We start from the raw sequence: 26,319 nt of genomic DNA, 5'->3' as shown, positions 1-26,319 counted from the left end.
CAGGGCGCCGTTGGTTTATGCCGGGCGGTGGCGGTCGAGGGCTGTGCCCGAGAGGGTGTTCGGTAGCGGCCCGATGGCGGGTACAGGGCGATACGAAAGACCGTTCCGTGCCGGGCGATTTCACGAACAGGGCATCGGAACCTCTCCTTTGGGGACAGAGTGGACCATTCTTATCAGGCGTGGCAGGAAGTGCTGGCCGAGGAGTTCTTCGGACGGCAGCACGCCGGCCACCCGACGCTGTTCTACGTGGACGACGACGTGGAGCAGGAGCTCAGGCACGGATACGGCATGGGGGAACCTCTCGCCCATTGCGTGGGCAGGTTCCTGCGGCTGGGCACCGCCGAACCGTACAGCGCGCTGGAGGACTACCGCTGGCGCCAACGGCAACAGGACAAGGACGGCGTGCCCGCCTTCCTGCCGCTGCTGGCCTGCTCGGTGATCGCCGCGTCCCGGATGGTGAACGACCGCAACCACCGGGCCACCGCCTACCACGCCCGCTTCTCCGAGCTGCTGACCGGCGACGAGAAGCAACTGGGCAGCCACCACTACGAGCCCGTCTCCCGCATGTGGCAGGTGCTGGCCTCCTGGCAGCACAGCCAGAGGGGAGCGCGGGGCCTGTGTACCGTTCCCGCCCCCGCCGACCTGCCCTCCAACCGCAGCATGATCGGGTTCGCTCAGTCCCAGGCACTCCTCAGCGGCGCGGACCGCTCCTTCATGCCGAAGCTCTTCCGGTCGCTGCGGGAGTACGGCACGACCTGGCCGCTGCCGGGGGAGACGTTGCTGGCCCAGATCGAGATCCGGGGCATGGAGCAGCACTTCTCCAAGGGCTTCCGCAACGCTCTGCAGGAGGACGAGTTCCGCCCCTTCCTCGCCAGGCTGATCGGTAACTACGCCGCTTCCTGGGACGGTTCCGACGAGCTGGTGCCCACCGGTGTCACCCGGGCCGAACTCCTGGTACGGCTGGACGCGGGGCGCCTCAGCTGGGTGGCGCGCCTGCGGTCCGCGGATCAGAAGAAGCGCATCGAGCTCAAGGGCGGCGTCGTCCTCGAACAGCTCGGCGACACCGCCTACTACGAGGTGACGGGCCTGCCCGCCCCGAGCGCGGACACCCTCGCCAGGGGCATCCGCCGCGACGGGGACAACCTGGTGCTCAGCCGCCCCGCCTCCCCCGTCCTGGTGCTCGCACGGGACGACGTGCTCGGCGTCTGGGCCGGCACCGACGGCTTCCGCCCGGGAGAGGCACACGTGGTGCTCGCGGCCCCGACCGTGCAGCGGGACGTGCAGCGGCTGCTGGACAAGGCCGCGACCACGGGCCGGAGCGCCGACACCAGCAAGCTGGCCTGGGTGCCGCAGGGCTGGTCCATGCACAAGCCCGTCACCTTCGACGACGCGGTCACCCTGCGTCGGGCGCTGAAGGAGGTCCAGGGCGCGGTTGGCCTCCTGCAGCCCCCGGCCCAGTTCAAGCTGCGCCTCGAGGGCGGACTGAAGCTCGCGCCCTCGCTCGATTCCCACTTGTATCTGCGTGGAGGCGAGCCCCACGTGGTCCTGCCGGACGCCATGGAGAGCACGGGCACCCTCCTCGTCGACGGAAAGGAGCGACCCGAGCTCAGGAAGGCGATCGCCGCGGGCCGCCCCGCCCCCCTGGCCGTGCTCAGGCTGGAGCCCGGCCGGCACACGGTGAGCTACGCAGGCGTGGAGATCGGCTTCGTCACCGCGGACCAGGCCGTCGTAGAGCCGAAGACGACCAGGGTCTGCGGCTTCACCGTCGTGGACGGCAAGGCGTCGGAGTCACCCTCCCTCCTCGCCGAGCAGACCCTGCCGGCCGGCATCACTGGCGCCCACTGCGCGGGCGCAACCACCCAGGACGCGGCAGCCGTCATGGAGCTGTGCCGCCGGGACGCGGACGAGGTGCTGTTCGCGGCGGCCGACGGACGGCTGTGGACGTTGGAGGCCCCGGAAGAACCGGACTGGTGGACGGAACGCCTCCCCGACACCCCCGCCCCGCTGCGCTTCGAGGTCGGCTTCCACGGCATCGGCGGCTGGCTCCTGGAGCGCCGAAGCGGACGCTGGAAGGGCAGCCCGGTCAACCCCGGAACGCCGAGTCCGAAGGGCGCCGGCAACCCGCGGGCGTGGACTCGCGCCGTCCTCGACGCCCAGCAGGCGTCCGCCGAGCCCTCGTGGGCCGCGTACGTGCAGGCAGCGAAGGAGCTGGACCGATGACGGGACAGACGAGCAGCACCGAGTTCGGTGGGATTCTCCTGCGCTGGCTGAGCGAGAGCCGCAGCGGCAAGGCGTCCGCACTGCGCGACGGGATCCGCGGCCAGGCCCAGGCATGGGACCTGGAGCTGAAGGCGTACGCCGACTGGGACTGGATGCGCAAGGCCGCCGCCCTCGGCTTCATCGACGTGGACCTGCGCGCCGACCGCTGGTCGGTGGCACCGCCGGTACTGACCCGGCTGCCCCACGCCGACGGCCTCGCCTTGCTGACCGGTGCCCGCACCGCGCGGATCAGCACACGCGTCGAGGAAGCGGCACAGGAGTGGATGGAGCTGATCTCCGTCCCCCACCACCCGGAGGCCGGTGAAGCCCCGCTGCCCGACACCTTCCTGTTCCAGTACGAAGACCCGCGGGCCCTGCGGGAAGCCGCGGAGTTCCTCGGGGCACGCTACGTGCCCTGCGCCGCCCTGCAGTTGATGGAGCTGCTTCCGCAGGCCGCGCCGGCCCCCGAGTCTGCACCGCCCGGTGGGAGCACCGTCAACACGCTGGAGAGGTACGAGCCGCGCCTCCAGCGGTTCGTATCCGTGGCAAGAGACGACGAGGACGGCCTGTACCGGTGGCGCGGAGCCGACTACGCACGCCTGACCCGCCTCCGCCGCAACGGCGTTTTCCACGCGGTGGAACGCGAGACGGGCATCTACCTGGAGCTCGCACGCCACCGCACCGGCGTGATGCGCTGGCGGCCGGAATCCGGCAAGGGCCGTGTCGGCATCGGCCGGCTCCTCGTCGACCGGTACGCGCCCCTGCCCGCCCTGCACGAGCGCGCGGCCGTCCTGTGCAGTGGCTTCCCGCCCTCGGTGGGCAAGCAGACGCAGACCCGTGCGTATGACAACGTGCCGAGGGCGCTCGCCGAGGCGATCGCGGCCTCGTTGCAGCAGAACCTGGAGATCGTGCCGCGACCAGTGGCGGCCGCCGGCGGGAAGGCCAAGTGAGCGTGGAACAGCAGACGGCGGCGGTGACGGACACCGATGTCCAGGACGTCATGGGCACTTTCGGCGACCTGCGCAGCGCGCTCTTCCGCTACTACGACACCCCGTTCAGCGTCGACGATCGCTCCGTCATGGAGGAACGGCGCAACCTCCTGGACCGGGACAACGGGGCCTGGCGCGACCCGCTGATCGAGCTGCGCCCGCAGTACGCCTCCCGGGGCGTCACCGTCGCGGAGTCCTTCGCCGAAGCAGGGGCGCACCCCGACGCGGCCGAGTTCGCCCGCTTCACGCTCCCCGACGGTGTGACCAGCCTCTACCAGCATCAGCACGACGCCCTGGTCGCCGCCTGCGAGGGCAAGGACTTCGTGGTCACCGCAGGCACCGGTTCCGGCAAGACGGAGTCCTTCCTGCTGCCGGTCCTCGCCGACCTTGTCGCCGAGTCCGCCCGCTGGCAGGGCACCCGTGCGGTGCAGCGGGAATGGTGGCAGCAAGACGGCGACTACGTGCCCAGCCGACAGAGCGAGCACGGGCACCCTGCCGCCATGCGCGTGCTGATCCTCTACCCCACCAACGCCCTGGCCGACGACCAGCTGGTCCGGCTCCGCAAGTCGCTGGACAGCCGCGAGGCCCACGCCTGGCTGGACCAGAAACGCAACGGACACCGCTTCTACTTCGGCCGCTACACCGGAGCCACCCCCGTCTCCGGCAGCCGCGATTCCGAGCCGGCGACCTTCCGTCTCCGGCAGTACCTGCGAGAGGTCCAGGAACGGCAGCACAAGGCCGACGAGAAGCTCGACGAGGAGCTGCGGCCCTTCATCCCGCGCCTCGGCGGAGCGGAGATGCACGCCCGCTGGGACATGCAGGCCACGCCACCGGACATCATGATCACCAACTACTCGATGCTGAACATCATGCTGCTCCGCAAGCAGGAGGAGCACATCTTCAGCGCCACGAGGAAGTGGCTCGAGCAGACCCCCGGCGCCCGCCTGACCCTGATCCTGGACGAGCTCCACATGTACCGCGGCACGGCCGGCACGGAGGTGGCCTACCTGCTGCGCAACCTCCGCCACCGCCTCGGCCTCGACAAGAACCCCGAGAAGCTGAGAGTGCTCGCAGCCTCCGCCTCCCTGGAGGCGGGCCGGGACGACGACTTCCTCGACGGGTTCTTCGCCCTGCCCGGCTCCCGGCGCGTGATCATCCCCGGAAAGGTAAGGGAGATCCACGGCGAGGGCGACCTGGCCGCTCACACCGAACGTCTCTCGCAGGCCGCGAAGGCTCCCGTCACCCAGGACGAAGCCATCGCCCTGGCCCGAGAGACCGGCCTCGGTCCGGCGCTCCAGAGCGCACTCACTCCAGGCGGCAAGCCTCGTGCTCTGCCCGCCCCCGAACTGGCGGAGAAGCTCTTCCCGGGCATCCCGAAGGAACAGCGCCAGGACGCTCTCCACGGCGTGCTGCGCATACTCGGCTCTGCACAGGACACCGAACTCCCCCAGCTCCGGGCCCACTTCTTCTTCCGGAACATCGAGGGCATCTGGGCCTGCTCCGATCCGAACTGCCCCCACATCCCCGTGGAGCACGGCCCCGAACGCCGGGTCGGCCGGCTCTTCGCCGAGCCCACCTCCCGCTGCACCTGCGGCGCCCGCGTGCTCGAGCTTCTCTCCTGCCAGGCCTGCGGCGACCTCATGCTCGGCGGGTACGCCAGCCCCAAGGACACGCAACGACGCAAGTTCACCGGTGCACTCCACACCGACTTCCCCGACCTGGACCTGCTCCCCGACGAGGCCAGCGGGGCACCCACCGCGGCGAACTACATCGTGTACTGGCCGCGCACCAAGGGCCTCGGCCTCGACGACCCCGACTGGCACGCGGGCCTGTCCGACGGCGGGCCACAGGTCGAGTTCGCGTTCCGCCGCAGCGCCTACCAGCCCGCCACCGGCCGCCTGGAGAACCGGGACGTCCAGCACACCGGATGGTCGTTCCACATCTCCGTGCCTCTTGACAAGGAGGGCAAGAAGCCGGCCTACGACCCGGCCCGGCTGCAGGCCTTCCCCACCCGCTGCCCCGCCTGCGGCGACGACTGGGAGATCAAGTACGACAGGGACGGCCGTTTCGTCCCGCTGGAATCCCCTGACCGGCTGCGTAACGCGCCGGTCCGGCGGATGCGCACCGGCTTCTACAAGATCAACCAGGTGCTGGTGACCGAAGCGCTCGGCCACCTTCCCGACGGCCGGCGCAAGGCGATCGCCTTCTCCGACAGCCGTGACGACGCCTCCGAACTCGCCAGCGGTCTTGCCCTCCGCCACCACCAGGACCTTCTCCGCCTGCTCAGCGCCCAGGCCGTCGAGAGCCAGGGGGATCCGTTCGGAGACCTTCAGACGGTGAAGGGCCACTACGCCGGTGAGCCGGTCGATCGTGCGGCTGCCCGTGCCGCCGTGGCACGGCTGCGGGACCGCGACCCGGCGGACTGGGGACGTCTGAAGGCGATCCTCACCGACGACCTCGACGCGGAACCGGAACTCCTGCCCGACCTGGAGCGGAAGTTCTCCGAACTGCCCTCCCTGGACGACCTCGCCTCCGACCTCGAAGGCATGCTGCTGAAGTACGGCACCAACCCCGCCGGTCCCGCGGCCTCGCTCCAGCAGACCTCGGCCGGACAGCCCTGGACCGTGCTCTACAACTGGGAACGGGACCGGGAAGCGGTGACGGAGACCCAGGCGCAGGAGGAACTCCTCAACCGCATCCGCTCCCGCCTCCGCCTCGAGACCATCGGCAGTCTCTTCTCCGGCGGCGGCCGTGACTTCGAATCGCTCGGGCTCGGCTGGCTCTGCCTGCGCGACGACCGCTCGCCCCTGGAGATCGGCCCGGACAGCGACCAGGCCGTGGCGCGTGCCAGCCTGCGGATTCTCGGCCTGATGCGACGCTTCACCCGGATACGCGCCTCTCTGCAGAGGCCGCCCGCGCCCCTGAAGCGTTTCTGGAAGCAGGTGGCCGAACGTCAGGGCACCGATCTGCAGACCATCGAGGACCGGGTGCTCGGCGTCTGGAAGGACGCCGTGGTCGATTACGTCATCAAGCCGGAGAAGGTGGCACTCCGCCCCGGCGAGAACAAGACATGGACGTGCCGTTCCTGCCACCGGCCGCACCTCCACCCGGGCGCGGGGCTGTGCACCAAGTGCCTGACTCCGTTGCCCGCCGTGCCTCAGCGGTACAGCGAAGTCCTCGAAGACGACTACTACGCCTGGAAGGCCGCCCACCGCACCGGTGCCTTCCCCCTGCGCACCGCGGAGCTGACCGGCCAGACGGACCGGCTGGAGGCCCAGCGTCGGCAGAGCCTCTTCCAGGACGTCTTCCTCGGCGACAACGACGTCCCGCAGGCGGACGGCCTGGAACTGCTCTCCGTGACCACGACCATGGAGGCCGGTGTCGACATCGGCCCCCTCAACACCGTGATCATGGCGAACATGCCGCCCACCCGCTTCAACTACCAGCAGCGCGTGGGACGTGCCGGCCGACGTAACAGCCCGGTCGCCGTGGCCCTCACCGTCTGCCGCGGCCGCAGTCACGACGAGCACTACTTCGCCCGACCGGAAGCGATCACCAACGATCCGACTCCGCCGCCCTACCTGGTCCTCGGCATGGTTTCCGTCTTCCGCCGGGTCCTGCTGGGAGAGGTCCTGCGCCAGGCCTTCGAGCCCCTGCAGCCGGAGGACCGCCGGAAGGGTCCGGACATGACGACCAACGTCCACGGACAGTTCGGCCTCGCCGCCGACTGGCCGACGCACCGTGGTGCCGTCCGCCGCTGGATCGCCGAGCACCTGGACCGCGTCAGAGCCGCTGCCGCCGCCCTCCGGGCCGGAACGCCGGAGAACGTCGCCGCCCTCGACCCGGTATCCGCCATCGGCGAACTTCTCGGCCAGGTCGACGAGGTGGCGGCTCGGGCGGTGGGCCACCCCGACCTCAGCCAGCGCCTGGCGGAGGCCGGTCTCCTGCCCATGTTCGGCTTCCCCACCCGCTCCCGCCTCCTCTACCGGAGCATCCCGCAGAAGACCTTCCCCTGGCCGCCGGCCGACTCCATCAACCGCGACCTGGCCGTCGCCCTCAGCAAGTTCGCACCGGGCAGTGAAACCCCGCAGGACGGCCGCCTGCTCCGTTCCAGGGGAGTGGTCTCCCTCGTGCCGAGCGGTCGCGGAGTACAGGCCGCCGAGGACCCCTTCGGACCGGAACAGCTGGTCGCCATGTGCCGGATCTGCTCCCACGTGGACGCGCAGGCCGTTGTCGATCCGGAAACCGGGAGCGCCGGCACCTGCCCCGCCTGCAGCGCGGAAAGCAAGTACTACAGGGCCGTCCCCTTCCGGGAGCCCGCAGGCTTCCGGGCTGCCCACGAAGCACGGGACTACGACGGTTACCGAGAGCTCGGCTCCAACGCCACCAGTGCACGTACCGCCACCGACCTGGAGAAGACCGCCCCGCGCATCCGCCGTGCCGCCGACGACTGGATGGTCGTCCACACCGGCAGCGGCGACCGTTACATCGTCAACACCAACGCCGGAAAGCTCTTCAGGTTCGTCAAGAACACCGGCCCGTGGCGCGGATACCTGGCTCTGGACAGCCCCAAGGCGGATGCCGACCTGGAGATCGCCCTCGGCGCCACTCAGCACACCGACATGCTCTTCATCGGGGCCAAGGGCGCCCTCGACACGATCCGGGGCCTCCGCTTCGACATCTCGAAGTCCCAGCAGATCGACGGCTTCCCCGAGGCCTACCACGGGCGGCGCGCCGCCTGGTACTCGCTCGCGGCCCTGCTGCGCCGTGCCGCCGCCCCGCACCTGGACGTGCAGCCGGAGGAACTCCTCAGCGGCATCCACGGCTCGGACGCCCCGGTGGCCGCTCCGGTCATGGCCTACCTGGCGGACAGCCTCGACAACGGAGCGGGCTTCAGCACCTACCTCGGTTCACAGGAGCACATCGAGGAGTTCCTCCAAGCCGTCGACCGCTACGTGCACGACCTGGAGGCCGACCACCATGCGCGGAACTGCCGCAGTTCCTGCTACGTCTGCCTGCGCGACTACGCCAACATGCGCCTCCACCCGCTGTACGACTGGCGGCTCGCCCGCGACCTGACCGACGCCCTGCGCGGTCGGGAACTGCAGATCGATCCGAACGAGCACGCCGTCCTGCTGAAGGGCTGGGTGGACGAGGAACCCAACGTCAGTCTGAAGGAGACCGTCGCCGGGCCGGTGGCGCTCTTCACGTCGGACTTCACCGGCGAGCCCGTCGCGGTCGCCGTCAAGCATTCCCTGGAGTCCGCCGCCGACGAATGCGGGAACGAACGGCTGCAGGCCCTGCGCAACGAGGTCCGTGACGGAGGCCTCGCCACCAGGATCGCCTTCGCCGACTCCTACAGTCTGGACCGGACCCCTGCCGCGGTGATCGAGCAGGTGCACATCTTCGCGGAGGAACTCTGATGACGTCCGGAATCCCGCTGGGAGCGGGCCACGACGAGCAGGCCCACCGGGAGGAGCTGCGGCAGCGCGAGATCGCCCGCCGTCTCGCCCTTCGCCAGGCCCGCGCCCAAGGGCGGACCGTGGGGAAAGCCCCGCAGGACGCGAAAGGCGCGGGCGGCCCTGCTCCGGTCGTTCCGCCGCAGAAGCAGCCGGAACCGGAACCGGCCGTGCCCCAGCCGGTCCCCGAAGGATTCACCGACCGACATGCCTGGGAGCGCGCCCGCTCCTTCGCCGAAGTCGTGCTGCCTGACGCGCTGAATGCGGAGCCCGGGACGCTTTCCGCGCGGAAGCTGGCGCGAGCCGCGGCCGATGCGGCGTCCCGGCAGGAAGATCCGGTCTCGGGCGTCTCCCTGCTCGCGATGGCGCAAGACCATGGGCTGGACGTCTTCGACGGACGACTCGACGAACGCGCCCGCGCCTTGTTGGAGGACAAGCCGCTGCCGCTCCTGGGCGAGCCGGGCAGTATGTGGCAGATCTACCAGGACGACCGTCGCCTGATCGAGACCAACCTGCCGGCCCCTCGGCAGAGGGCGCTCCTGGCGAATCTTCCCCGGCCGCTTCTCGACGACTACATCGACGAGGAGTGGATCGGCGCGGTCCCGGAGCGCGACGGCACCTCTCGTGCCGCCTACTTCCGCGCCCGTCTGGACCCGGCGTCCCTCACCGACGAGGAGATGGACCTATTGGCCTGGCCCCTGGAACGGGAGCGCCGGGAGGCGGGCTCGGGGACGGAACCCGGCCGTGACTGGCCGCAGGACTGGCGTCTGCTGGTCAGGCTGCAGGACAACGACGCCAAGGCGATCACTGAGGAGTGGACCGACCTCCTGCCGCCGACGCAGAAGCTCCTCGACGCGCTGCGCGAGGTGCGGCGTACCGGAGAGGTACCGGACGACCTCGTCGCCGACGAGCGACTGTGGGTCCTCCTGGAGCGGATCCGCCCCGGCGTGCGCAGCGCGAGCAACAGGAAGTTCAATGGCTGGATCGGCGTGCGGACCCTGGTCAGGGCCGTGCGGCAGATGCACCGTGCCCTCCTCCGCGGGGACGACGAGACGGCGGACCAGCGGAGGAAGGCGGCGCTCACCGTGGCCGCGAGGCTCGGGCACCACTCGCAGCCGGTGCGCTGGGAGGCCCGAAACGTCCACGCCTACCTGAGTGCCGGTCAGGAGATGAAGGAGTCCCTCGAACTCTTGGAGCAGGACGCAGAAGGCCGTCCCCCGGTGCCGGACCAGCTCGGCGGAGGTGTCGTGGCCGTGCTGCGGAAGAACCGGAGCTACCTGGAGGATCGTCCCATCGGAGAACGGGACCAGCCCCTCAATCCTTATCTGGTGCTCGGTGTGCCCGACGGGGCGGACGACTGGAAGAAGGCCTGGCGAGCCCTGAGGAAGGAGCTCGACGACAGCGGCCGCGTCCGGATCAACCGGGCTAAGGACATGATCGAGAAGGCCGAGCGCGAGCAGCAGGAAGTACCCTCGTTCGCGGTCCCGCTCGCCCCGCACCGCTGGAAGGACCCCACCGGCACGAGCCCCCGGCTGGAACTCCCGCCCGAGCCTCTGCGAAGGCTCACTCAGCCCCCCACGGACAGCGACCGCGCGTGGTCTCGCACCGAGGCGGCCCGAGAAATAATCGCCAGGGCGACAGAACGCCTTTCCCCGGCTGCTGAAGGCCCCGCAGCCCTTGAAGACCCAGAGAGCAGCACATCGTGAACAACGGAGCCGGTAAAGGCAACAGTGGTTCTGGCCCCCGTGACGGATCCCCGCGGAGCCAGGGACGTGGGCCGAACAGCGGAAGCGTGCGAAAGCGCGGCGAGCGCAGGGCGGCCGAGGCTGCTCCCTGGCGATTCACCAAGAGCCAATTGCCCGAGTTCACGCCCGGGTCCCTGGACGCCGCCGCGATCCTGAAGTCGGTCAACGACACGCTCCTGCCCGTGGTGGAGAAGGAGTTGGAGGAGGCGACGGAGAAACTGGGCGCAGCTCTGGCCGGCAAGGAGACCGAGGCCGATCTTGTCTCCGCCCTCCGGACCGAGCTGATGCGCCGAGTGCTTCCCCAGTTCACCGAGGCGGTACGCAAGGGTGTGCTGGAGAGTATCCGCACACGTCAGATGCACCTGGCCCAGATGGCCGTCCTGCACCGGCAGGCGCTGGACGCGAAGACCCTGCAGGTGATGCTGACCCGCCTGGAGGACGAGACGGCGAAGGCCGGCTTGCGGGTCGTCGGTGACACCGGTGATCAGTCGCTGTTCAACGTCGTGGAGGACGAGCCCGGCGTGATGAAGAGGGGCCCGGTCACCTTTGAACTGGTCGCGCCCGCCTATGTCGACAAGGAGTCGGGGAAGCTTGTCGAACGCGGCTGGCTGCGGGCCGTTGCCAAGACCTCACCCCGGGAAATGAAGCCCGGGCAGAGGCGAAGAGCGACCCATGGTGAAGCGGGGAGGAAACAGCCGGAGAAGGAGGCTCCTGCACAGCAGGAGAGGAAAGGGCACCACCGGGGCCAGGATCCCGCAAAGCAGCAGAACAGAGAAAACGGGCGGCGGCGAAACGGCCGGCCACCTCACCGCTCCGGAGGGAACGGGGACCGCCAGAACAGGCAAAGGGGAACGCGATGACTTTCGGTATCGACTTCGGCACCAGTAACTCCGTGGTGGCCCACTGGAACGGCCACACCACCGAAGTAGTGCCGATCGACGGCGACAACGTCCCCGCCCAGTGGCAGATGTCGGAGTTCGAGCAGCTCTTCCCCTCTGTGCTGTCCGTCCGCGACCTCCAGCGCACCCTCTGCTTCGGCTGGGAGGCGAAGACCGGCACCAGCGAGCCGCTCGACGCCGTGAAGCGCATGCTCGGCACCCGCTCCGGTGCCGAGAAGGAAGGTGACACCGACGGTTTCGAGGTCGCGGCCCAGCTCGAGGAACATCACGTCTGGGTCGGCTCGGAGAAGTTCCACAGCACGGTTGCGGCCGCCTCCCTCTTCAGCCGCATGAAGGAAGGCGTCTCCGCCCAGCTGCTCGACCTCTCCGACGCGGTCGTCACCGTCCCCGCCAAGGCCACGGGTGGCGCCCGGTACCGCACCCGTGCTGCGGCAGCGCTCGGCGGAGTGAAGGTCCGGGCCCTGCTCAACGAACCCACCGCGGCTGCCATCTCCTACGCCCACGATGTCCCGGTCCCCGGCCGTTTCCTCGTCTTCGACTGGGGCGGCGGTACCATCGACGTGACTGTTCTGGAATACGACGACGGCCTCTTCGAGGAGCAGACATCCCGCGGCATCACCGCCCTTGGAGGCCTGGAGTTCGACAACGCGCTGGCCAAGCTGATCCAGCAGAAGATCGGCCTGACCGCGGATCAGCTCACCAAGGCCGAAAGGCGCCGGTGGCGCCGGTCAGTCGAGTTGACGAAGATCGCCCTGTCGTCCGTGCCGACGGACGGCGCGCTCTTCTTCGACCTCCCGGTCGGCCTTGCCCCCTCGATCTCGAGGCGTGAGGTCAGGATCAGCGCGGTCGAGTACACCGAGGCGATCAGCCCGCTCATCACCCGCGCCCTGGAACCGGTCCAGCAGGCCTTGGAAGACCTGGCCATCACCGCGGACGACATCGACTCCGTTCTGATGATCGGCGGCACCTCGCAGATCCCCCAGGTGCGTCACGCGCTGGGCGAGCTCCTCGGGCACGACCGCATCGTCGACAGCGGCCTGTGCCGACCCATGACCGCCGTCGCGCGAGGCGCGGCCATATACGCGGCCTCCCTCGACGGCGAACTCGGCGACGACAGCGACTTCTCATTGGTGACCAGCTACGACCTGGGCGCGGCCGTCAGCGCGGGCACACAGAAGGGCTTTCGCGTCATCATCGGACGCAACGCCACGCTCCCTGCGGAAGGTTCGTCCACCTTCCAGCCGGACACGCCGGGCGCTTCCTTCGTGCGCGTGACGGTGATCGAGGGCGAGGCCGGCTACCCGGCCGACAGCGACCGTTCCTTCCCCCTGGCCAACATCGAGGTGGATCTCCCGACCCGCGAACAGGACGTCCGCCGGAACAAGATCCAAATCAAGTTCCGCTACAACGAGAGCGGCATCCTGCGCTTCACCGCCACCCACGCGGAGACCGGCGTCGTGCTCGCCGAGCGCGAGATCGACTCCTTCGGGCCCGACGGCACCCCACTGCAGCACGGCCTCGACGATGAGCTCACCCGCCTTTTGGCCCATACAGTCCGCCCGTTCGCCGACGGCTCCGCCAACGTCCGACACCTTTCGGCAGCGGAAACGGCCAACGCCCGCCCCGCACCGATCGACATGTCCGTGCGCGTGGTGGAGGCCGACCCGGCCGTGACGGTCAACGGCGAGCCGCAGGGCTTGGTGACGGGGGGACTTTGACCATGCCTGGGCGCAGAGCGGAGCACGCACCCAGCCCAATGAAACTGGCGTGGCCGCTATCAACGCGCACGGCGTCATTATCGAATGCGGCTGGACCCGTGGCATCGAGGAGACGATGTCATGGCTGGACAGGACAGCCGTCGACGGATCGACCCTGGCATTCGTCGACGCACCGCTGGTCGTCGACAACCCGTCGGCCAGCGGCCCTGCGAGCGGGAGGTCGGTCGGCGGTACGGCCGTTGGAAGGTGAGCGCGAACAGTACCAACCAGAGCACTCCGCGACAGGCCGGAGTGCTGCTGCGGGACGGCTGGAGGAGTCGGGCTGGTCCTACGACGACGGCAGGGGCGGGCCGCGGGACGGCGGTCTGGTCTTCTCCGAGTGTAATCCGTACACGACCCTGGTCGGAGCCGCCGAGCTGGGCTACGACCAGGAACGCCCCACGTACAAGCGTCGACCGGCACGAGTTCCGACGGCAGAGTGGCGAGCGGTACGGGCGGCGGAGTGCGACAGGCTGATCGGGCACATGGCGGGCCTGGCCACCGCCGATCCGCCCCTCCTGCTCTCCTCTCACTTGGTCTCCCGTCAACTGCTCTCCGAGACCTCACCTCAGGAGGCGGCTGACTACAAGCATCGGGAGGACCTCATCGACGCGCTGCTCTGTGCGTGGACGGCCGCACTGTGGTACCGGCACGGACTGGTGCGCTGCCAAGTGCTCGGGCTCGGGGCGGACGGCTCCCTGCCCCCGGGACAGGCTCCCACCATCATCGCGCCTGCCCGCCTTGAGCAGCGGCGTGACGGTGAGACGAGGTCAACGAAGGAAATCAGCCGCTCGACGGTTCGTCACCGGTGGCGTCACGGCACTGATCGCCATCTTCCCCCGTCACGTGTCGAGTGTGAACAGGCGACTGACCAACTCCGGGTAGGTGAGGCCTGTTTCGGCGAGAATCTTCATGAGCGCTTCCGGCGGGCCCTTCTGCAGCGGGGCCGAACTGACGCGGCCGGGCACTGCGGAAAGGTCGCCGCCGCTGAACCGTGATTCCGGTGTGGCAGGGGGGCGTACCTGGTAGGTGAACCAGACGCGTGCCGGGGGATTCAGCAGGACCAAGTAGGGGTCCGACCACGCCATGAAGGCCCAGCGGTTCTTGCTGCGGGCTCGTACAAGCACGCCGTCGGCGTGGTGCCGCCCGAGTCGTTCGGCGGCCTTGGCCACGACCGGAAGCGGATTGCCGAAGGAGCCCGTGATCTCCCAGAGCCCGTCCTCGCATGCGACCGACCAGCCGGCCGCGGTGAGCCCCTCGATCGCCTCCGCGTAGGGGTCGTCTTCCTGCGCCAGAGTGATGAGTCTGTCCACCTCACTCCACGGCGCGACGCGGGCGAGCGCCCGCTCCGGGGGGATCATCAGGTCCTCCGCCTCGGCGGGCTCGGCGCGCGCGATCATCGCCTTGCTGCCGTGCCAGGCATGGGCCGCCAGTACGTCGTGCTCGCCGCCGCCGGAGAACGTGGCGTCCTGGACGAGCAGTGTCATCACCACGGCCGCCACCGCGTCCAGCCGTCGCCGGGTCTCGGGCGGCGCATCGTGGTCCGCCTCGCCCGCCAGGTCTTCGGAACGGAGTGCTTCGAGGAGGCGGCTGAGTCCGTCGCGCCAGCTCTGGTCCTGCTCGTCCCAGATTCCGGCGGCCAGGAGCTGGACGTACAGGTTGGCCACGAGCAGCCGGACCGGAACCGGTGCTGCGGCTGAACCGTCAGGGCCCGTGAGCGCCGCGACCCAGCGCTGAGCCCAGGCGCGACAACGGGCACGCTGCTCTGGCGCGACGTACGGGGCGAGCGGCTCACTCGTGGTGGGGAGGTCCACCTCCTCCGTCTCGTCCTCGTGCTCTTCGTCGTCCTCCTCCCGCACGCCAAGGGTGACCGCCGACACGATCCACCGCGACGAGGGTGCCTGCGGCAGGTCGAGCGGCGAGGTGCCGAACGCCAGATCCGTCAACGGCGCCCCGATCATCCGGCGGCAGTCGGCGAGGTAGGCGTCCCAGCGGTCGACGCCGCTCGATGTCACCGAGCCCGTTGTCGTGTCTCCCACCGGGCTCACCCGGGGAGCGGACGTTCCGGCGGTGAGTTCGCGCAGGCGCAGCAGATCGGTTTCGAAACGGCGTGCGGCACGCTCGTCGGCGAACAGGGTCTGCGCCGTGTAGTCGTATCTCAGCCGGGGACCGCTGTCGGCGCTGTGGCGCCGTGCGCAGTGCACGGGGCTGTACACGAAGACGACGGCAGATTCGGCTGTGGTGCCGTCAGGACGGACGCACGTGGCGCGAACCGCCGCACCAGGAACCTCGGGCAGCGGGAAGGAACAGGCCGACGCCCCCGCCGGAATGGTTCCGGTCCGTGTCCAGGAACCCGGTGAACCGTCCGGAGACGTGCTGATCGCCACGGGCACGGGCTGGGGGTGCGCCAGAGAGACGTGCAGGCCTTCACTGTCCGTCTTCGCGCCCAGCAGGACGAGCGTGTGACCGGTGGACTGGAAGGGCCGGATGGTGTGGCCCGAAAGGCTCGCGAGTGAGGTGATGCGCCCCTGTTCGGGAAGCAGCGGCGCGGTGTCGGCGGCGAGTACGGCGAGCTCGCAGTTGCCGCCGTCCCGGGTGCTGGTGCACAGCGCGGCGCGGGTGAGATTCGGGCTCCCGGTGAGAGCGTATCGGCGGCCGCCGGCCTGCCATTCGACGAATTTGCCGTGTCGCATCCGAGTCTCCTCGAGAAAACGGATCTGCGCGTCGAAGCCGCCGAGTGCCCTCTTGATCGCTCCGGCGTCGTAGCTCGACCAGCGAGGCTGGAGCCCGAGGATGGTGCGACGGGGTGTCAGACGGCCGACCAGCCCGCTGAGGGCATGACCGGCCTCGTCGACGAACGGGGCGTACGCGTGCAGTTCGTCGACAGGACCGAGCGGCAGTTGGTCCAGCAGACTCTCCTCGAGATTGTGCAGAAGCCGGGCACCGGTTTCCGGTCCGACCGGGGCGTTGACATGCCGCTCCGTCAGAAGGGCAGCCAGTTCCGCCAGATGACTCGCCGACCAAGGGGCCAGTTCCACGGCGGAGGGCAGTGCGTCCAACCAGTCGGCGAGGTCGGCCAGGAGCGCGTGGGAGTCGTCGTTCTCGGTTTCCACCACCGTCCACAATTCGTCGTTGGCACCCCAGCCGGACAGCGTCGGGTTACCCGAACCCACTGCGAGCCGGCAGGCGTGTTCTCCGATCAGAAGGACGACCTTGGGGTGGAACGCACGCTGGCAGGAGGCCAGACCGTGCAGATAACTGCGGCCGGCCATGCGCACATCGACCGGGTCGTACAGCCCTTGGGCCGCATCACCGATCACCGCGGTGCGGGCACCCAGGCCACGGGCGACGGGTATGGCGACCTTTTCCAGGAAGGGGAGATCAACTGTGAAACCGAGGAAGAGTGCTTCGTGCAGCGCCTGCTGATCGCTGCGTTCGCTCCACTCTCTCAGCAGCGTGACGGGGGATGCGAACCGGGTGTGCTGTGCCGCGCTCATGGGTTTGTCTCCAGGATTCGCCGTCCCTCCACGGTGACGGTGTGGCAGTTGTCGCGGACCGCGAAAAGCCCCAGCTGCGCTGCCAGGGCGCCCAGTTGGGGGATGCGGGTGCCGATGTCGGAGTCTCCTTCGTCACCGGTCTTGAAATAACGCTCGTTGCGAAGGTGTAGACGGGAGAAGATCTTCAGCCCGCCGGTCGCGGGGTCGGTGCGCAGCTTCGCGAGGGCGACTCTGCGGGACTGGGCGAGCATGTCGTCCACCAGCCGGGCGGCCAGGTCGCGGACCGGCCGTTCGGCGTAGTCGTCGATGAGGCCGTCGACCCACGTCGGGTCGAGGAACTCGGCCCAGCGCCGCTGACGGCCCAGGAAGACGGCCCGTACGTCGTCTGGCAGATGACCCTGCCGGGAGCGCAGCGCACCCACCATCAGGAGCAGCACATTGGTCATCGGAGCATCGGCACCCTGCGTCAGGAGTTGCCGTTCGACCGGCAACAATTGACCTGTCGCGTTCTTGAGCGGAGGCAGGTCGTCCAGGACCCGCCGTACATTCGCATCCGGGGCCTGTTGCGCCAGCCAGTCGCGCAGTTCCGCGGCCGACCGGTCGGCCTCGCCGTCCTTGGAGCCGACATCGGCCACCAGCGCCGCCCAAAGCCGACGCCAGGCACCGACGGAGTAGTGGCGCAGCAACACCCCCCGCCAACCGGCCGTCTCGGGAATCGCCGCCAGAACGGGATCCGTTGTCGCCTCGCCGCCGAAGGCGACCGCGGAGCGCAGCGTCTCCTGATACCCGTGGCCCTCATGACCGTGGAGATCGATCGCCCGGCCGAGGATACGGAGGGTCGCACGCCGAGTGCGGTCGGACGCCTCCCAGTCCCCCTGCGCGTGGGTTCCTCCACCGCGAGTTGCGGTCAGCACGTCCGTCAGCCATTCCCGCTCTGCCGGACACGGGACGCCAAGAGCCGCCTGCCCCGCTGTCTCCAGGGCGGCGACGGGCACGACGTCCCGCTCCGCGAGAGACAGCAGAGGTGCGAAGAGCTCCTTGACCGCGGGAGGGCACGGGTGCCGGCCGGGCCTGAGCACTCCGTCCCGGACGTCCACGGTGCCGAGCACCGTCGCGGGTCCGCCGTACTGGTCCCAAAAGCCCCAGCGGCGGGGTGAGTACGACTGGCTCAGCTGCTCCTCATCGGCGGCTCGCGCGAGTTCCAGTTCCTCTGCGCAGAAACGCCGCACCCGATCGACCCCGTGGGCAAGCCACGCCGGATCTGTCTCCGTGTGGTGCTGAAGCGCCGCCAGCAGGACCTCGCTGCGGCGGACCGCCCGGCGGCACGCGGTGATGTCCCAAGCGTTCCGTTCCGCGTGCGCCGCGATCGCCGCATACAGCGAGTGGTAACGGATGTAGCGGGTCACGGTGGACACTCCAGGAACCAACCGGTCCACCGCCCGCATCACCGGGCCCTCCACCGCCAGGGGATAGCGCCCGGACCGCACGCCCAATCCCTCGAGTGCCCATGCCGGCCCACGGACATCCGCTGTCACTTGCCACCCCTTGTTGACTGCCGGAGCGTTGCATCGGCAGGAGCTACCTGACCCTGCCTCAGAATAGATGCTGATTGCGGACGAGAGGCCAGTACCGCCGACTGGATTCGGGAAGTTGCCGGGACGCGCCCGATCTCGCCTCAAGGTCGTCCGCGACTTGGCTTTCGGCAGCGACCGAGTTGAGCTCGGGGCTGACGCAGGCGATCGATTCACGAACCCCATGGGGCAGCGACGACAGACAGCGCATTAACGGGCTCCGCCATGCCGTCTGTACCCAGGGCGATTGCAAGTTCCCGAAACCTAGATGCCCTGCGGGAGTGCTGTGGTCAGGGCGACTCTGAGGCTGCTACGCGGCCCCGGCGGTCCGCGATCTTTCGCTGCGTGCGATTCCAGCGTGCCCAAAGGGTCTCGTCGTCCCGCGCCGCGAGCCGCCGGTCCCGCCAGCTCATCACAGGTGGGGACGCCGTCCCTCCGTTGTGAGATCGTCAGTTGCCGGGAGACAGAGTCCGTCGCTGCATACACGAGGTTCATGCCGTTCTTGTCGGACGTCAGCCGTAGGCTGTTGTTGGAAATCAAGGGGGAGACGATGACTGGCGATCGTAAGGCAGTCGTTCCGGTGTGGACGCTGGCGACCGGTGACGTCCGTGTGCCGGCATTGGCCGGAGGCGAGCCGATGACGGCTGAGCGCCTGGCTGAACTGCGTGGTGTGCTGGCCGCCCTGGCCGCCGCGCCGATCGCCACACTTGAGGTGCATCCGCTGCCCGACAAACTCGACCGCAGCCGAGGCATCCCGCTCGATGCCGCGAGTCCCCTGGCGCAGCACCTGTCACAGTTCATCGACGCGAACTTCCCTTACAGCGGCCAGGGCGACCGCTGCCGGCGAAAACCTGTATCGCATGGTGGTGCCGGCGAAGGTCGCCGCCCAGTTCGGTCAGGGCATCGTTCGCCCAATGGCGTCGAAGGCGGCGGCCGGTGGCACCCACAGCGCACTCATGAACTCGACGGGCATCGCCGCCAATGCGACGTTCGTGCCAGTCGGTAAAGCGGCGGCAGCAGGCGCGGTTGGCGGAGCCGGTGCGACAGCTGGCGTCGCGGCCGCCGGCAGCGCGGCGCTCACCGTGGCCGCACCGCTCGTGCTCATGGCCGTGGCGGTGGGCATGAGCGCGCATGCCGACTACAAGCGCCATCAGGCTATCGAACACATCACAGAACTGCTGGAGCAGCTGCACGAGCAGAAGCTCGAAGATGAGCACAGCGAACTCGACGGCTGCCGCGATGCCATCGACAAAGCCACCGCCATTCTGCTTGACCAGGGCAAGCTCGGAGTCTCCCTGGGACTGGACTCGGCAGTGCACGCCATCAACACGGCGTTGGGCGCCGCTGACCGCTGCCTTGCCCGGTGGCAGAGCGCACTCGACAAGCTGCCCGAGGGCAAGTCCGTGGAGATCAGCACGCTGGCCAAGTCGTTCCCCGGCGTCGACGAGCATGGCGGCATGTTCCGCGCCCACCTCGAACTCGCTGCCCTGGCCATTGCGCTGAAGAGGCGGGTCGTCGTCCTGCAGGCTGTCGAGCATGCCCAGGACAACCCTGACAACTTGTTCGAGAACTTCACCCGCGAACTCAAGCGCGACCAGCAGCGCCTCGACGAACTGGAGTGGAACATTGCCGGTGTCCTGGAACGCTTGTCGGCGCTGGAGCTGGCAGCTCCGCAAGGTCTGTGGCCCGTCTTCACCACCGGTGAAGTCGATCGCCTGATGCGAGCGGCAAACCGGATTCGCAAGCTGGGCGACGGCGTCATGGTCAACAGCCGCACGACAGACGTGGCGATTGAGATTGCCCGCAACAAGGACGGCTCGGTGATCGTGTTCCCTGCGCTGTCCGCGTAGGCGTAGGCGCGCTCACACTCACGTGCTGCGTGGTGCGGGACGGCCCGAAACCTCGAACGCGATGGTGGCCCTACGGCCACGCGGCCGACGTAACTGAGGGTGATGTTGACCTTTCGTGCCCGGCCCAGCTTGGTCCAAGGTGCAATCGGGCACGGGACTCTCCAGCTCATGCTGCCGGTGCGGGCTGTGAGACGCAGAAAGTGCGTGCATGGAAGCTGCGCGGACGAGTCGCCTCAGGACACAGCTCATCCCGTCAAAACGATTGCGTGTGCATATTCTCGGGGGATGATCTTGCGTCTCGCGGGAACCTCAACACCAGTTAGCCCTGTTTCTGCTGGTCAAAGGATCTCGTGAACGTCCCACTCGCTATAACGATACGCAAGCGAGGGCCTCGACCTTACGGTCGCGGTCCTCGTGGCGTTGTCGTAACTGATGGTGATGCTGAGGGCTCCGTAGGGGCCCAATCTCCGCGCGTATGCGCAACGTACGAGCGAGGCTGAGGAGCCCTTCGCTCGGATCATCCGCGTCGGCGCCGACGAAGACGCCCGCTCGCCCGAGCGTTGCGAAGCGACCAGCTCCCACACTCGGGCGAGTCGGCGCAACCCGTCAGCTGTCGGAGGCCGACCGCTGCTTCGAAGGGCACTCAGACCGCATGGCCGACCGGTCACAGCGTTCCACCCGTTTCGACTACTCACAGTGAAACGGCAACTGGCCGTACGTGGGGCCTGAGAACGCAGGAAGTCGGCCCAGGTGGTGGCCCTGCGGTCGGGCGCAGGGCCGAGTCCCTCGGCCTTGAGGACTTCCTAGACCGTGCAGGCGGCGACCTTGATGCCGACGACACCGAGTTCGGCGTGCCCCCAGCGATAGCCCCACGACGGGTTCTTCCGGACCAGCCGCAGGACAAGCTTTGCTGGTCACGATCTGGCTGCTCGGCACCCATCGGCTGGCGATGCGGTCGGGCGCCACCGCATGCGGCTACGAGGTTCGGTCCGCACTACCCACCCGCTTCCGGCGTACGGCCGGGGTGGGTGTTCGTCGTTTCCGAGACCCGACCACCGTCGTGGCCGGACACAAGGATCCCAACCGAGGCGCCCCGGCGTCCATCATTGGCGACACCCGTGACTACCTGCATGCGGCCGCGGAGGTCTTCGCCGGCGCCACCAGCCGGGCGGAATACTTCGACGAAGGTGCCAAGGTTCCCGGCATGGTTGAACCCGGGCATCGCGTGGCTGACCGCTGTGGAGCGCTGGGCCGAGTACTCCTGACGCCCCCGGAAAGGGCGGCAAGACCCCGACGGCAGCGGCCGCCATGGACCGAGCCCGGCCGCGTTCGCGGCGCGCCCGCCGGGGCGGTGCCGGACACGGGCAGGAGGGCATCCGGACACCGGCGACAGCTCAGCCGCGCGGGCCGCCGGTGTCGGGATGCCGCACCCGCCGCGGCGACGCGTCACGCCTTTCCGTCGCGCACGATATCGCGGCGTGCGGCCCGAGCGCGGGGGCACCGACGTCCGCGTACGCCTCGTCTGCCCCGCGCCGACAGCCTCGCCGAGAGCTTCTCCTAGTCACGCGCGGCCAGGATGCGGGCCCCGTCCATCGCCGCCTCGTACGACGCCGTCGCCATGTCCTTGAACCGCGCGAGCCGGGGCACGTGGTCCGCTTTGGTCATCTCCGCGTGCAGGAAGGTCAGGTCGTCGGCGAGGCCCACCATGCCGAGCGCGGCCCGCAGGTAACGCTCCTGGTGGTCGGAGTCGTGGCGCGGAGTCCCGGGACCGTAGGCGCCGCCGCGCGCGGAGGCCACGACGACCTTCTTGCCGGACAGCGGCCCCCGGCCGGTCTCCGGGTCCACGATCAGCGGTGCCACCAGGATCCGATCGAACCACGCCTTGAAGGTCGAGGGGACGGAGAAGTTGTACATCGGCACGCCGAGCACGACGGTGTCGGCCGCGAGGAGTTCCTCGACCAGCGGCCAGGTCACCGACCAGCTCGCCGCCTCCTCGGGTGTGCGGGCCGCGTCCCGGGCGGCGGCCAGGTCGCGGACGCCCTCCGTCTCCAGTCGGTGCATGACGGCGATCTGGGCGGCGTCGATGTGCGGCACGTGGTCGGCGGCGAGGTCGCGGTAGACGTACGTCCGCTCCGGGTCGGACTTGCGCCATGCGGCCGCGAACTCCCCGGAGAGCCGCCGGGAGACCGAGTCCGGACGCGGGCTGGAGTCGAGATGCAGCAGCGTGGTCATAGGTGCCGCCTTTCCGTGGGACTGATCACAACAATGTCGTTCGACATCCATTGAATCCCGCCACCGGCCGCACTTCACGTAATCTGGCGTGACGATCGTTGGACAGATGCGTAAGGAAAAATGACGGTGCTGAACGTGCGAAGACTGATGCTGCTGCGCGAGGTGGAGGCGCGCGGCTCCATCGCCGCCGCCGCGCAGGCCCTCAACTACACCCGCTCCGCCGTCTCCCAGCAGTTGTCCGTCCTGGAGGACGAGACCGGCACGACACTGCTGACCCGCGACGGCCAGCGCGCCGGGCTCACCGCCGCAGGACACCTTCTGGTCCGGCACGTGGAGCGCGTCATCGCCCAACTGGAGGAAGCCGAGGCGGAGTTGCGCTCCCGCGAAGGTGAGGTGACCGGTGAACTGCGCATCGGCGTCCCGCTGCACGAGGGACCGGCCCTGGTCGCCTCCGCCGCGACCCGGCTGCGCACCCAGCACCCCAGGCTGCGGATCACCCTGCACGGCGTGACGCCCGACGGCGGACGGGACGACGTCCGCCTCGGCAGACTCGACGTCGCCCTCGCCGCCCGCTACACATACGTCCCCGCCGTCGGCCGGCCCGGTCTGCACGAGGAGGAGCTGATCAGCGACGACATCCGGCTGGCCGTCGCACCGGGGCATCCGTTCGCGGCGAGCGGCAAGCCGCGCGCGATGGAGGAGTTCGCCGACGCCCCCTGGCTGCTGGACCGCACCACCGACCTGGGTCGGCTCGCCCTGCATCTGTGTGCCGGGGCCGGGTTCCACCCCGACGTGGTCTGCGACACCGGCGACCTGCAAGCCGTTCTCGGCCTCGTCTCCCTGGGCTGGGGCGTCGCGCTCGTCCCCGACCTCGCCCCCGACCGGCCGGGCCATCCCGTCGTACGCCTCGCCGTGCGCGGTCACCGCCTCACTCGCCGTACCACGCTGGTCGTCCGGGAGGGCGCCCTGAACAGCGCGCCGACCGCAGCGTTGCTGTCGGCCCTGCGCGAGGCGGCCGGGCACCTGTCCCACCCCGGTCGCACCGACCGTTCCGGATGACCGCGAGACGATCGCGTCAAGTCCCGGTCCGGGGCGGCCGTCGCGGCGAGCAGGGCCGCCGTCTCCGGCCGACGCGCCCAGTGCACGGTGCGGGCGCGCGGTGTCGAAGTGCTCGGCGACGATCCGCGCGGCGCCGGTGTCGTCACCGATCCGTTTCTCCTTGCCGCTCACCGAACCCGGCGTACCCGCTCGCGTACGGGGTGCGGGGCCTCGTTGGGCCTGGGCATGGAGAGTGGCAGGGTGTCAGGGGGTCGTGCTGCCCGCGACCCACTCGCTCCACGGCATGTTCCAGTCGCTGAGGCCGTTGTCCGGGGCCAACATGGTCTTGTCCTCGGAGTTCTTGACGATCACGACGTCACCGATCATCGAGTTGTCGAAGAACCACGCGGCGGGTTGCTTGCCGTCGCCGCCGCCCATGACATCCTTCAGGCCCACGCAGCCGTGGCTGGTATTGACCTTGCCGAAGACCGAGTCGGCACCCCAGTAGTTGCCGTGGACGAACGTGCCCGAGTCGGTCAGGCGCATGGCGTGCGGTACGGCCTTGATGTCGTAGGCGGGCTTGCCGTCCTTCTTCACGAGACCGACGGTCGCACCGTTCATATGGATCTGCCCGAACTTCTCGGAGATGACCATCTGGCCGTTGTACGTCGGGTGCTCGGGGCTGCCGGACGAGATCGGGATGGTCTTGATCGTCTTGCCGTCCCGTACGACGGTCATCTGTTTGGTCTTGGCGTCGACCGTGCTGATCTGGCTCCGCCCGATCTTGAACGTGACCGTCTTCTGGATGCCATGGACGTCGATCTTGACGGTGACGGTAGAACCGGGCTTCCAGTAGTTCTCGGGGCGGAAGTCCAGGCGGTCGTCGTTGAACCAGTGACCGACGACCCGCTGCCCGCTGCTGGAGCTGACCCGGATCTCCGACTCCACGGCGGCCTTGTCGCCGACCGGCTTGTCGAAGTCGACCGTCACCGGCATGCCCACGCCGACGGTCGAGCCGTCCTCGGGGGAGATGTGCCCGATGAGGTCGTTGGCCGGGGAGACCGTGGTGATCGTGGCGTTCCCGGTGGCGGAGCGGCCCTTGGCGTCCTCGGCCTCTGCGGCGATCTGATACCTGGTGGCCCGCTCCAGCCGGCCGTTCGGCTTCCAGGAGGTACCGTCCGGGGACAGGGTGCCCGGGATCTCGGCACCGGTCGCGACGGCGGTCATGGTCACCTTGGTGAGATGGCCGTTGCTGACAGTGACTTTGACGGGATCTTTGATCCCGACGTGGTGAGCACCCTGCCTGGGCGTGATCTCTATGCGGGCGTCGGAAGCTTCCTGGGCGGCCGCCTGATCCACGCGCGCCTGCGGTTTCGGTTGACTTCCGTCGTCGTTGCCGCCGGTCGCAGCGCTGCTGGTACCGCCGAGTGCCGTGACTGCGAGTACGCCGCCGAGTACGCCGGCCGTAGCCACCAGCCCGGTGCGTCGTTTACGTACCGTGATCAAACGCTTCTCCCATGCCACTGGTCCTTACACAGCTGCGAGCTGAACGCCGGAGGGATGCAACCAGCCTTGGAACCACTTATAGGCATGCATCTGTCTGAAAATGGGCAAATTGTGGTGAAGGCCACGCGACGTCGAGCGCATCGCCGCAGCAGGACGTGGTCCTCGTGTGCGTACGCGTTGGGGGTGCGGCCGGGCGCAGTCTCCCGGCGGAGCGCAGATTCTGGACGGTGATGAAGTCGGCCTCGCTGACCAACGTCGGGTGCGCGGGCCGGTCGGTGATGATCCAATCGGGACACGACCGGCCCGCGTTCGGGGTCGGTGTCCACAGGCTGCAGGCGTACGCCGCGACGTGTCGGCGCCTGGTTGGGATGCAGGCCGGCGTGCCTGCCTGACAGCGACGGCGGCTCAGCGACAGGCCGAACTGCGCGACGAGCTCGGGCTGGTGAGGTGGATACGCGAGCACGGCACGCTCGTCAGCGGCGGCTCGGACACTCTGCCCATGCGGTCTGAATGCCTGGCGGCGCATGCCCCGCCCGGCTGTGGCCTCACCTGCCGGTGATCTCGGAGAGCCACGCCGTGTCCTCCGGGCCGGGCGCTTCGGGGCCGGGCGCGGGCAGCCAGCGGACCTCGCCCGTGCGCAGGGCGACCGTGGCCCGCGGTCGCATCGGCCCGTCACCCCTGCGTGAGAGCAGGACGAGTTCCCAGACCGTCGCCGTCATGGCCTCGAGCCGGGTGGCGCAGTCGGTGCTGACTCGCTGCGGATCCCGGGTCCGGCCCAGGGAGAGATGTGGGGTGAAGTTCTTGGCGGGCCCACCACAGCGCGGGAACCGCTGCTGCAGTGCGCCGTGCAGGTCCGCCCACGGCGCCTTGCCGCCCGCCGCCGGGTCGAGCCACACGGTGGAGTACGCCCTGTGCCGGAAGGTGCGCACCCCGTCCAGCCGGGCGGTGAAGACCGGCGTCTCGGCCGTCGCCGCGGCGAGCAGCGGGGCGGCCCGCTCGAAGTCGGACTCCGGCACGAAGCCGAAGAGGACGTTGACGTGCGGCGGCCAGCGGTGGATCTGCGGATCGTAATCCCGGCGGACGTCCTGGATCGGCGGCCACAGTTCCGCGGGCGGGATCCAGGTCACCGCCGTGCGGGCGGTCGGGGACACGTCGAGGACGTCGCCGGGTTCGCCCCTGCCGAAGCTCAGGTCCGCTTGCGGGTCCCGCACCCGGCCGGCGCCCGACGCGTCGATGCGGTCCACACCCGTGGCCCGGTCCCAGACCACCTCGCCGTCCGCCTCGATGAACACCACCCGATGCCACGGGATGTCGCCTCCGGGCACGAAGGAAGGCAGCGGGATGCGTTTGAGGGCATCCCCGCGCTGGCTGATCCCCAGCACGAACCGGGCCGGGTCGAACCGCGGGTCCCAGCGGACCCGGTGATAGATCTCGTCGCTGGTCCGCATCACGCCTCGTCTCCCGCCATCACACCTTCTCCTCCTCCAGGGTGCCGCTCACCCTGTCCTCGACGGCCG

Annotated in this window: 13 protein-coding genes and 1 pseudogene; 9 read left to right on the top strand and 5 right to left on the bottom strand. The window is 69.3% G+C overall.

Translation table 11 applies throughout. From position 1 onward, the window contains the following. Positions 1 to 159: 159 nt before the first annotated feature. The 7 genes from ACIRC0_RS04090 to ACIRC0_RS04060 are packed head-to-tail and all read left to right on the top strand — an operon-like array spanning position 160 to position 13,319. The gene (locus ACIRC0_RS04090; protein WP_403610908.1) at positions 160 to 2,220 is read left to right on the top strand and encodes a hypothetical protein; all 2,061 of its coding nucleotides are present in this window, start codon (positions 160 to 162) and stop codon (positions 2,218 to 2,220) included. Then, positions 2,217 to 3,209 (top strand): hypothetical protein, encoded by a 993-nt coding sequence (locus tag ACIRC0_RS04085; protein ID WP_403610905.1) that lies wholly within the window; start codon positions 2,217 to 2,219, stop codon positions 3,207 to 3,209. Before ACIRC0_RS04090 ends, ACIRC0_RS04085 begins: the two co-directional genes overlap by 4 nt. Next, positions 3,206 to 8,671 carry a DEAD/DEAH box helicase gene (locus ACIRC0_RS04080; protein ID WP_403610902.1) on the top strand — a complete coding sequence of 1,822 codons (5,466 nt, stop codon included), beginning with the start codon at positions 3,206 to 3,208 and terminating at the stop codon, positions 8,669 to 8,671. Before ACIRC0_RS04085 ends, ACIRC0_RS04080 begins: the two co-directional genes overlap by 4 nt. Then, positions 8,671 to 10,413: a hypothetical protein gene (locus ACIRC0_RS04075; protein WP_403610900.1), complete on the top strand. Its 1,743-nt coding sequence runs from the start codon at positions 8,671 to 8,673 to the stop codon at positions 10,411 to 10,413. The genes ACIRC0_RS04080 and ACIRC0_RS04075 overlap by 1 nt, the downstream gene beginning before the upstream one ends. Beyond that, positions 10,410 to 11,312, top strand: a complete 903-nt coding sequence (locus tag ACIRC0_RS04070) for a hypothetical protein (RefSeq protein WP_403610898.1) — start codon at positions 10,410 to 10,412, stop codon at positions 11,310 to 11,312. The genes ACIRC0_RS04075 and ACIRC0_RS04070 overlap by 4 nt, the downstream gene beginning before the upstream one ends. Continuing rightward, positions 11,309 to 13,069, top strand: coding sequence for an Hsp70 family protein (locus tag ACIRC0_RS04065; RefSeq protein WP_403610895.1), 1,761 nt, complete (start codon positions 11,309 to 11,311; stop codon positions 13,067 to 13,069). Before ACIRC0_RS04070 ends, ACIRC0_RS04065 begins: the two co-directional genes overlap by 4 nt. A 49-nt stretch (positions 13,070 to 13,118) precedes the next feature. Beyond that, entirely contained in the window at positions 13,119 to 13,319 is a 201-nt protein-coding gene (locus ACIRC0_RS04060) for a hypothetical protein (RefSeq protein ID WP_403610893.1), read from the top strand. Between the two features lie 631 nt (positions 13,320 to 13,950). On the opposite strand, the gene ACIRC0_RS04055 is transcribed toward ACIRC0_RS04060, so the two are convergent. Further along, entirely contained in the window at positions 13,951 to 16,605 is a 2,655-nt protein-coding gene (locus ACIRC0_RS04055) for a hypothetical protein (RefSeq protein WP_403610891.1), read from the bottom strand. Then, on the bottom strand, positions 16,602 to 18,011 hold the full coding sequence (locus ACIRC0_RS04050; protein WP_403610888.1) for a hypothetical protein: 1,410 nt from the start codon (positions 18,009 to 18,011) through the stop codon (positions 16,602 to 16,604). Before ACIRC0_RS04050 ends, ACIRC0_RS04055 begins: the two co-directional genes overlap by 4 nt. A 715-nt stretch (positions 18,012 to 18,726) precedes the next feature. Here ACIRC0_RS04050 and ACIRC0_RS04045 point away from each other — a divergent pair. Beyond that, positions 18,727 to 20,026: pseudogene (locus tag ACIRC0_RS04045) on the top strand (hypothetical protein). A 1,557-nt stretch (positions 20,027 to 21,583) separates the two neighbouring features. On the opposite strand, the gene ACIRC0_RS04040 reads toward ACIRC0_RS04045, so the two are convergent. Next, positions 21,584 to 22,258 (bottom strand): FMN-dependent NADH-azoreductase, encoded by a 675-nt coding sequence (locus ACIRC0_RS04040; RefSeq protein WP_403610885.1) that lies wholly within the window; start codon positions 22,256 to 22,258, stop codon positions 21,584 to 21,586. Positions 22,259 to 22,378: 120 nt separating this feature from the next. On the opposite strand from ACIRC0_RS04040, the gene ACIRC0_RS04035 reads away from it, so the two are divergent. Next, positions 22,379 to 23,317 carry a LysR family transcriptional regulator gene (locus ACIRC0_RS04035; protein WP_403610882.1) on the top strand — a complete coding sequence of 313 codons (939 nt, stop codon included), beginning with the start codon at positions 22,379 to 22,381 and terminating at the stop codon, positions 23,315 to 23,317. 243 nt (positions 23,318 to 23,560) lie between these two features. Here ACIRC0_RS04035 and ACIRC0_RS04030 read toward each other — a convergent pair whose 3' ends face one another. Next, positions 23,561 to 24,802, bottom strand: coding sequence for an Ig-like domain-containing protein (locus ACIRC0_RS04030; RefSeq protein WP_403610879.1), 1,242 nt, complete (start codon positions 24,800 to 24,802; stop codon positions 23,561 to 23,563). A gap of 545 nt (positions 24,803 to 25,347) precedes the next feature. After that, positions 25,348 to 26,250 (bottom strand): RNA repair domain-containing protein, encoded by a 903-nt coding sequence (locus tag ACIRC0_RS04025; protein ID WP_403612691.1) that lies wholly within the window; start codon positions 26,248 to 26,250, stop codon positions 25,348 to 25,350. Between the last annotated feature and the right edge of the window lie 69 nt (positions 26,251 to 26,319).

This window comes from Streptomyces sp. NPDC093984 (assembly GCF_044764595.1).
Lineage (GTDB): Bacteria > Actinomycetota > Actinomycetes > Streptomycetales > Streptomycetaceae > Streptomyces > Streptomyces cynarae.
Note: the sequence above shows the minus strand (reverse complement) of the source record. Positions and strands in the feature narration are given on the sequence as shown.

Bases quoted from the DNA above. Each gene is read 5' to 3' on its own strand.
- ACIRC0_RS04075 (WP_403610900.1), top strand. From the start codon at position 8,671: ATGACGTCCGGAATCCCGCTGGGAGCGGGCCACGACGAGCAGGCCCAC.
- ACIRC0_RS04040 (WP_403610885.1), bottom strand. From the start codon at position 22,258: ATGACCACGCTGCTGCATCTCGACTCCAGCCCGCGTCCGGACTCGGTC.
- ACIRC0_RS04065 (WP_403610895.1), top strand. From the start codon at position 11,309: ATGACTTTCGGTATCGACTTCGGCACCAGTAACTCCGTGGTGGCCCAC.
- ACIRC0_RS04085 (WP_403610905.1), top strand. From the start codon at position 2,217: ATGACGGGACAGACGAGCAGCACCGAGTTCGGTGGGATTCTCCTGCGC.
- ACIRC0_RS04025 (WP_403612691.1), bottom strand. From the start codon at position 26,250: ATGCGGACCAGCGACGAGATCTATCACCGGGTCCGCTGGGACCCGCGG.
- ACIRC0_RS04035 (WP_403610882.1), top strand. From the start codon at position 22,379: ATGACGGTGCTGAACGTGCGAAGACTGATGCTGCTGCGCGAGGTGGAG.
- ACIRC0_RS04055 (WP_403610891.1), bottom strand. From the start codon at position 16,605: ATGAGCGCGGCACAGCACACCCGGTTCGCATCCCCCGTCACGCTGCTG.